Here is a 7,271-nt window from a genome sequence, read left to right on the forward strand (position 1 = left end):
GCCCCTGACGCAACGCCCGCATCCCGACCCGCTCCCAGCCCGACAGCGGCGTTCCGCCCTGCCCCGTCGTCATCGACCGGCGAGGTGCCGCTGCAGAGCCGCTACACCGAGGCACGCGACACCCTGAGGGCGTGGCTGGGCACCGGCGTCCTCGCGCCCGACCCCGAGCCTGCACTCTACGTGTACGAGCAGAGCGGCCCCGGCGTCCTGCAACGCGGCCTGATCGGCGACGTCGGCCTCGTGGACCCGGGCGAGCACATCGTCCTGCCCCACGAGGACGTCGTTCCCGGCCCCATCGCGGACCGGCTCGCCCTCATGAGCACCACCCAGGCCAACCTCGAACCCATCTTCCTCCTCTACGAGGGCGGCGACGGCACGGCCACCCGGCTGGTCAACGAGGTGGCATCAACGCGCACCCCTCTCGTCTCGGCCCACACCGAAGACGGCCTCACCCACCGTCTCTGGGCGATCACCGACCCGGCCGAGATCGCCGCGATCAACGCCGATCTCCACGACCGCCAGGCCCTGATCGCCGACGGCCACCACAGATACGCGACGTACCGCGTCCTCCAGCGTCAGGAACGCGCCACCCGCTCACGACCGCCTGCCGACCAGCCACGCCTTACGCCCTCAGACGACGTCCCGCTGGGCCCCTGGGACTTCGGGCTGGCCTTGCTCGTGGACTCCGCCGCGTACCCGCCCGACCTCAAGGCCATCCATAGGGTCATCCCGGGCCTCCCCCTCGAAGAGGCGGTCGCCAGAGCCAAGGGAGCCTGGCGCGTCCAGGACTACTCGGAGCTCGCCTTGGGCCTGGCCGCCCTGGAAAGAGCCCAGGAGCCCGCGTTCCTGCTCGCCGGAGCGGACGGTGCGCACCTGCTCACCGACCCCGACCCCGTACAGCTCGCCCGCGCCATGCCGGCCGACCATTCCGACCGCTGGAACTCGCTCAACACCTCCATCCTCAGCGAATTCGTGCTCCCCGTGGTCTGGGGCATGCGCGACGACGAGCACGCCGTACGCATCGTCCACCACGACACCGAAGCGGCAGTGCGCCTGGCCCGCCACACGGGCGGCACCGCCGTCATCCTCAAACCGCTCGCGGTCGAGGACGTCCTGGCGGTCGCAGCCGGCGGCGAACGAGTCCCCCGCAAGTCCACCTCCTTCGGCCCCAAACCACGAACCGGCCTCGTCCTCCGCACCTTCGCCATCGACTGACCACCGCCGCGGCCCCACAGCAGAACCGCCGTGTGAGGCATGACGAAGACCGTGCCTGACACGCCGGCCGGGGCTGCGACGGCGCCCGTCTGGCTTGCCGTAGCACGAGGCTGCGGCTACTTGGCACCGTGCGTCAGAGCAGCGTCCGGCCTCCCGGGTGGAGAGAGGTCGCGCCGACTCGACTGACGGAACCGTGCATTGCGCGGAGACGGCCTGGCCCGTGCGACCGTTCCCCGCACACACGAAGCGACCCAGAGACGGACGGCCGGCGGCCGGACCATCACGGCCCCCGCCGCCGCTCCTCACAACCCCCGACGGGAGGCGCCGAACCTGCCGACCGACAACGCCCCCGCTCATCAACGTCGACGTACCACGCATCGACCACGAGCAGGCTCCCGCTGCCGAGGGGAATGCCGCCAGCAAGCTCGCTTGTCCTGGCGTGAACCGGTGCATGCGGGCCCCTGGGATGTAACAGAGACCTGCGTACACATGGTGATCACACGCATCAGCGCGTACGAGCCCTCCTGGCAGCAGCCAGGCGCATTGACAGGAGCCGTACCTGCCGGCCGTCGACACCGACGCGCCACGCGTTGAACACGAGTACGCACCACCTACCGCAGGTTGCAGGGTACGTTGCCGACGGGCCGGCTTGGCCTGTGCTGAGCCGCAGCCGCGTGCATGCCCTGGGTGTCAGAGTCGTGGGTCTTGCATGTTGATCACATCCACAGAAGCGACGTACGAGCCCGACCGGCGGCGGCCAGTCGCATGGACAGACGCCCTACCCGCCCACCGACAACTGCCGCCCATCGTCCGGCGCCCATGGCGCGCACCAACCGCGGGCACGCCATCAGCTCCCGCTGAGGAGAAGGCAAGCCTTCCTCATCTGTGGTGAGCCCCCGATGCGTACAGGCCTCCGGGATGCGTGACAGCCTTGCACCCGGCAAGGTGATCACGTCCACGGAAACGACGCACGAGATCCCGGCCGCAGGCTGACTCTTTGACAGACGCCGTACCTGTCGGCCCGACAACAGCCCGCCTATCGGCCCTGCACCGACAGGACACGCATCGGACCACGCGTACGTCAGCAGCTCCCGCCCCTGCGGGAAGGTTGCTGTCAGGCTCACTTCATCCGTGGTCAATCAGCCGCTGCGTACAGGCCCTTGGGGCGTACCAGAACGTGTGCTACATGGTGATCACACCCCAGAAGTGACGTACGAGTTCAACTGGTCGCAAACTGGCGTGTCGACAGGCGGCGTGCACCACACATCAGGAGCGCTGTAGTCAAGACATGCACCCGCGCTCGGGTGAGATGAGGACGGCCATCGCGCGAAGCTTCGGCACGCGTGCAATTCAAGATCGAAGACGTCATGGCCGCGGCGAGCCTTGTGACACCTGAGAGTGGCCGCGCAGCGCATCAGAACCGTCAGCTGAAACAGTCGGGATCGGTGATAAGGCAGGGTTGAAGCGCTGACGCCGAGTAAAGGCCGACAGCCGGTGCGGTGCCGCTACGGCGAGCGCAGTGACCAACGGGACGGCCCCCGAACAGACCGGGTGACACACGTGCGGTCACCGCTTCATCGCCCGGCAGGAGATGGCCCCCGGGGTCGCGTCACATGTGCCCGTACGGGCCTGGCCGGCCCGCACGGGCGCACGACGAGCGCGAACCCGGTGAAGTCTCAGGCGGTAGCCGCCAGGTACGCCACCTGCCGGGGTATCAGGACGGCAGCCACTTCACCTCCGCCCGGCTTGTCCGTGGGATCGTCGGGCTCAGCCGTTTCCGCCTCGTGAGGCCGCACGGCGCTGACCTCCACCTCGTACCGCCAGATCTTGGCGGCCGGCGGGCCGAAGACGCGGCAGCGGAACGCTCCGGTCACCTCGACATGGTCGCGCGGCTTGAGGTCGCGCACCACTGCCGCGACCTCCGGGCTGAACGTGACGCACGGAATGCTGTCGGTCAGCGCCGCCCCGCGCCGATGACGCCGACGGCGCACGATGATGCGCCACTTCGTCACGGTGTCGCCGCTCGGCAACGGGTGCTCCTCGACCGCCGCCGACAGCCTCCCCACCAGCAAGACCTCGTTTCTGTCCACGGTCGTCCTCCTATCGTGCTCTGGTGGAGATCACTCTCTACGATGAGGACAAGCCCGGATCGGCCGAACACCGTTCTGGGGATAACGGCTGGACGTTCGGGAGTGCCTGTGGAGAACATCACCGCGCTGGGCGGCGACGTCTACGAAATCGACACCAAGATGGCGGGATACACCGGCATCACAGCGGGTTACCTGATTCTCGGCGACCGGCCGTGCCTGGTGGAGACGGGCACCTCGACCTCGGCCCCTGTCGTCCGCGACGCCATCGCCTCCCTCGGCGTCGGCCCGGAGGACCTGGCCACGGTCGTGGTGACGCACATCCATCTCGACCACGCCGGCGGAGTGGGGGACATCGCCAGGTTCTTCCCGTCGGCCCAGATCGTCGTCCACGAGAAGGGTGCCCGCCACCTCGCCGAGCCGTCTCGATTGATGGCCAGCGCACGCATGGTGTGGGGCGACCGGCTCGACACGCTCTTCGGCGAGCTGTCCCCCACCGAAGCCGAACGCATCGTCGCCCTCGGCGACACCGGCGCCATCGACCTCGGCAACGGCCGCACCCTGGGCAGCCACTACTCCCCAGGCCACGCCAAACACCACGTAGGCCTGATCGACTCCGCCACCGGCGACCTGTACGTCGGCGACGCGGCCGGCGTCTACCTGCCCGAAACGGGCGACCTACGCCCCGCGACCCCTCCGCCGGACTTCGACCTCGACATCGCACTCGGTTCGATCGCACTGTTCAAGGCGCTGCAGCCGCAGCGGTTGCTGTTCAGCCACTATGGGCCGGTCGGCGCCGTTCAGGAGACCCTTGAACGATCCGCGGAAGAGCTCCGCGTCTGGGTGGACCTCACACGGCAGGCCAAATCCGAGGGCATGGACCTCGACCACGCCGTCGCCATGGTCAGAGACCGCACCAAGGAGCGTTACGCCGCGCTGACGACCGACGAGGGCACGGCCGAGCAGTTCGAGCTGCTGAGCGGGGCGCCCTCCAACGTCGCGGGCATCCTCCACTGGCTCGACCGCGTCTCGCCCTGACCTCATCAGCCCCGGACGCGACTAACCCGCCGTACCACGAAGGCACGGCGGGCTAGTCGGTACGTCAGTCCTCGCTCTTCGGCCGCTTCTGGGCCGTTTCGTCCGGCACGTCCAGTACGTCACCGAAGTTCGGCTCGATGAACGCCGGCGTGATACCCGGCGTCCCCGCCTGCTCCGCCGGCTTACCAGCGTCCTCGGCGCCACCAACGGTGTCCTCAGCCACCTCGGAGTCGTCCTCGTCGGAGTCGTCCTCGTCGGAGTCGTCCTCGTCGGAGTCGTCCTCGTCGGAGAGGTCCTCGTCGTCGGAGAGGTCCTGGTCGGAGTCCTCCTCGTCGGAGAGGTCCTCCTCAGAGAGGTCCTCCTGGGATTCGTCCTCCAGGACGTCGGCGGAGCCGGTCTCATCCGCCTCCGACGACGGATCGCCGGTAGCGACCGGCTCCTCGTCGACGTCGTCGGCCGAGTCCTCGTCCAGAAGCTCGCCGGCCTCGTCGAGGAGCTCCTCGTCAGCCTCGGCAACCTCCCCGGGCTCCGCCACACTGACCGATTCGTCCTCGTCGTCGAGGTCTTCCTCGATGTCCTCGATGACGGATCCGGTCAGCTCGGCGTACCGCTCGGCCGCGTCAGTCTCGCCGTCCTCGTCGAACGTCATCGCCCGCTCGAACCAGTCGGCGGCCGCCTCCTGGTGCCCGGCGTCGGCCAGCGCATCCGCGTACGCGAACGCCAGCCGCGCCGACCAGGGCTTGGGCTGCGGGTCACGCAGCTCAGGCAGGCGCTGCAGCGTGATCACCGCGGCGTCGAACTGACCGAGGTCACGACGGGCGCCGGACTCGACGATGGTCATCTCGATGCGGCCGTCGCGGTCGAGCCGTTCGGCCTCCGGCGAACGTACGAGATCGATGGCCCGCTCCGGCCGGCCCAGACCGCGCTCGCAGTCCGCCATGACGGGCAGATACGAGTCGGAGCCCGTCATCCTCCTGGCCGCCCGCAGATCGCTCAGCGCCTCGGAGTAGTGGCCGGCACGGTAGGCGACGATGCCCGCGGCCTCGCGTACGACACCGATGCGCGCCGCGAACCTGCGCGCCACCTTCGTGTGCTCGTGCGCCCGCTCGGGGTCGTCGTCCTCCAGAGCCCGCTCAGCGGCGACGAGATGCCGCCCGACCAGGTCGGCGAGGTCACCCGGGAGCGAACGCAGCTCCTCCAGGACCTCCTTGTCCAGCTCCTCCGCCGTGATGTCGGGCGCGACCTCGGGCAGCCTCTCCCGCTGCGGGGCCTCGGCCTCATCGCGGTCGGGCCTGCCGTAACGCGCACGGGTGCCGGAGTCGGGGCGCTCCTCACGACCTTCACGTGAGAACGGCCGGGAACCCTGGTACCCGCCCTCACGATGACCGCCGTAACCACCCTCGCGGCGCGGCCTGTCGTAGCCCCCTTCACGACGGGGCCCACGGTCATCCCGGAAACCACCTTCACGGCGCGGGCCCCGGTCGCCCCCGAAGCCGCCCTCACGGCGCGGCCCACGGTCATCCCGGGACCCTTCACGCCTCGGTCCGCGATCCGCTCGGAACCCGTCCTCACTGCGGGGCCCACGGTCATCCCGGAAACCGCCGCCTTCACGACGGGGTCCGCGGTCTTCGCGGAAGCCACCCTCGCGACGGTCGCCGTAGCCACCCTCACGGCGCGGACCACGGTCACCCTGATAGCCCCCACCCTCACGGCGCGGACCACGGTCACCCTGATAACCCCCACCCTCGCGACGGTCGCCGTAGCCACCCTCGCGGCGCGGTCCGTGGTCGTCACGGTCTCGATAGGTACGGCGCTCGCCGGCGCCACGGGCCCCGCGGTCATCACCCTCACGCCGAGGGCCGCGGTCACCGCCGTATCCGCCCTCGCGACGCTGGCCGTAGCCACCCTCGCGCCGGTCTCCGGATCCGCCTTCGCCGCGCGGTCCGCGATCGTCGCGGTCACGAAACGGCCGGCGCTCGGCGCCATCGCGGCTGCTGCCGCGGTCATCTCGATGGTCTTCTCGCCGCGCACCGCTGTCAGAACCGCCACCGCGGTTGTAGGGACGCGACCTGTCGTCGGAACGGAACGGACGGTCGCTGCCGGAGTCTCGTCCGCGAGAGCCGTACCCTCCGCTCCTGCCGCCGGAGCGCCTGTCCCCGTCGTCGCCGCGCCCGTGCTGTCCGCCGTCCGATCCGTTATCTCTGTTCACTTCTGGTCCATTTCGTTGGCTCACCCAGCGGACTCACAACAAACCGTCCACCGTGGCTGGTCGCCGCCCGCGCCACGGGCCTTACGCGACGAAGGCCACCCGTGGGGGTGGCCCGCTCTGTCCAGCCTAGCAAGCCACAGAACGTCCCCGAGCCAACACAACCCCTCGTTTATCGAACGCCCACCACAAACCCAATCCGACGCCCGGCTCGCCGATCCCAGCTGTTCACAGCAAATCGCAATTCCGATAACGCGATCTATCGTCTACAACGCCGAACTCGCGCACGCCAGACCTCTCACGAAAAAGTCCGAACTCCAGCTGAGCCAGACCCCGCCTCAACCCCGGCCAGGGTTCGCCACAGCGGCCATCAAAATGCTTCTCTGAACGCTCAGCCCACGCATCAATGACGTCCTATAACCGAGATCACCCGAGAGCTGAGCGCCAAAGGGCCGGCATTCCCCCGAACGGACACAAGGACAGACAGGTGCACCCGAATGCAGAGGGGTCACGGCCCCACCGGAAACCGAAGCACAATGGACCCGATGAACCCCAAAAACAAACTCCGGAAACGCAGAAAGGGCCCCACGCATCAGCGTGGAACCCTCAGCAAACACAAAAAGAGAGGAGCCCCGACACCCGCAGGCATCGAGACCCCCCTCAAAAAATTGTCCGGCGGTGACCTACTCTCCCACACCCTCCCGAGTGCAGTACCATCGGCGCAG

Annotated in this window: 6 protein-coding genes; 4 read left to right on the plus strand and 2 right to left on the minus strand. The window is 68.9% G+C overall.

The genetic code is table 11. The features are described 5' to 3' along the window. Positions 1–1,215, plus strand: a 1,215-nt coding sequence (locus E1286_RS44560; protein ID WP_132623052.1) for a DUF1015 family protein, incomplete at its 5' end; no start/stop codon positions are given. A 1,676-nt stretch (positions 1,216–2,891) separates the two neighbouring features. Here E1286_RS44560 and E1286_RS44565 read toward each other — a convergent pair. Further along, on the minus strand, positions 2,892–3,305 hold the full coding sequence (locus E1286_RS44565; protein WP_132623054.1) for a single-stranded DNA-binding protein: 414 nt from the start codon (positions 3,303–3,305) through the stop codon (positions 2,892–2,894). A 108-nt stretch (positions 3,306–3,413) separates the two neighbouring features. Between E1286_RS44565 and E1286_RS44570 the strand changes: the two genes are divergently transcribed. Then, positions 3,414–4,340: an MBL fold metallo-hydrolase gene (locus tag E1286_RS44570; RefSeq protein WP_132623056.1), complete on the plus strand. Its 927-nt coding sequence runs from the start codon at positions 3,414–3,416 to the stop codon at positions 4,338–4,340. A 64-nt stretch (positions 4,341–4,404) separates the two neighbouring features. Here the strand turns inward: E1286_RS44570 and E1286_RS48605 are convergent, their stop codons facing one another. After that, positions 4,405–5,424, minus strand: coding sequence for a hypothetical protein (locus E1286_RS48605; RefSeq protein ID WP_165970204.1), 1,020 nt, complete (start codon positions 5,422–5,424; stop codon positions 4,405–4,407). Positions 5,425–5,436: 12 nt separating this feature from the next. Here E1286_RS48605 and E1286_RS50985 point away from each other — a divergent pair, with 12 nt between their 5' ends. Together E1286_RS50985 and E1286_RS48615 are read left to right on the plus strand one after the other, a co-directional pair. Next, entirely contained in the window at positions 5,437–5,688 is a 252-nt protein-coding gene (locus E1286_RS50985) for a hypothetical protein (protein ID WP_165970205.1), read from the plus strand. A gap of 33 nt (positions 5,689–5,721) precedes the next feature. Then, complete coding sequence (locus tag E1286_RS48615; RefSeq protein ID WP_165970206.1) at positions 5,722–6,933, plus strand: hypothetical protein; 1,212 nt, start codon at positions 5,722–5,724, stop codon at positions 6,931–6,933. Positions 6,934–7,271: the final 338 nt, after the last annotated feature.

The organism is Nonomuraea terrae (genome assembly GCF_004348995.1).
GTDB classification, from domain to species: Bacteria; Actinomycetota; Actinomycetes; order Streptosporangiales; family Streptosporangiaceae; genus Nonomuraea; species Nonomuraea terrae.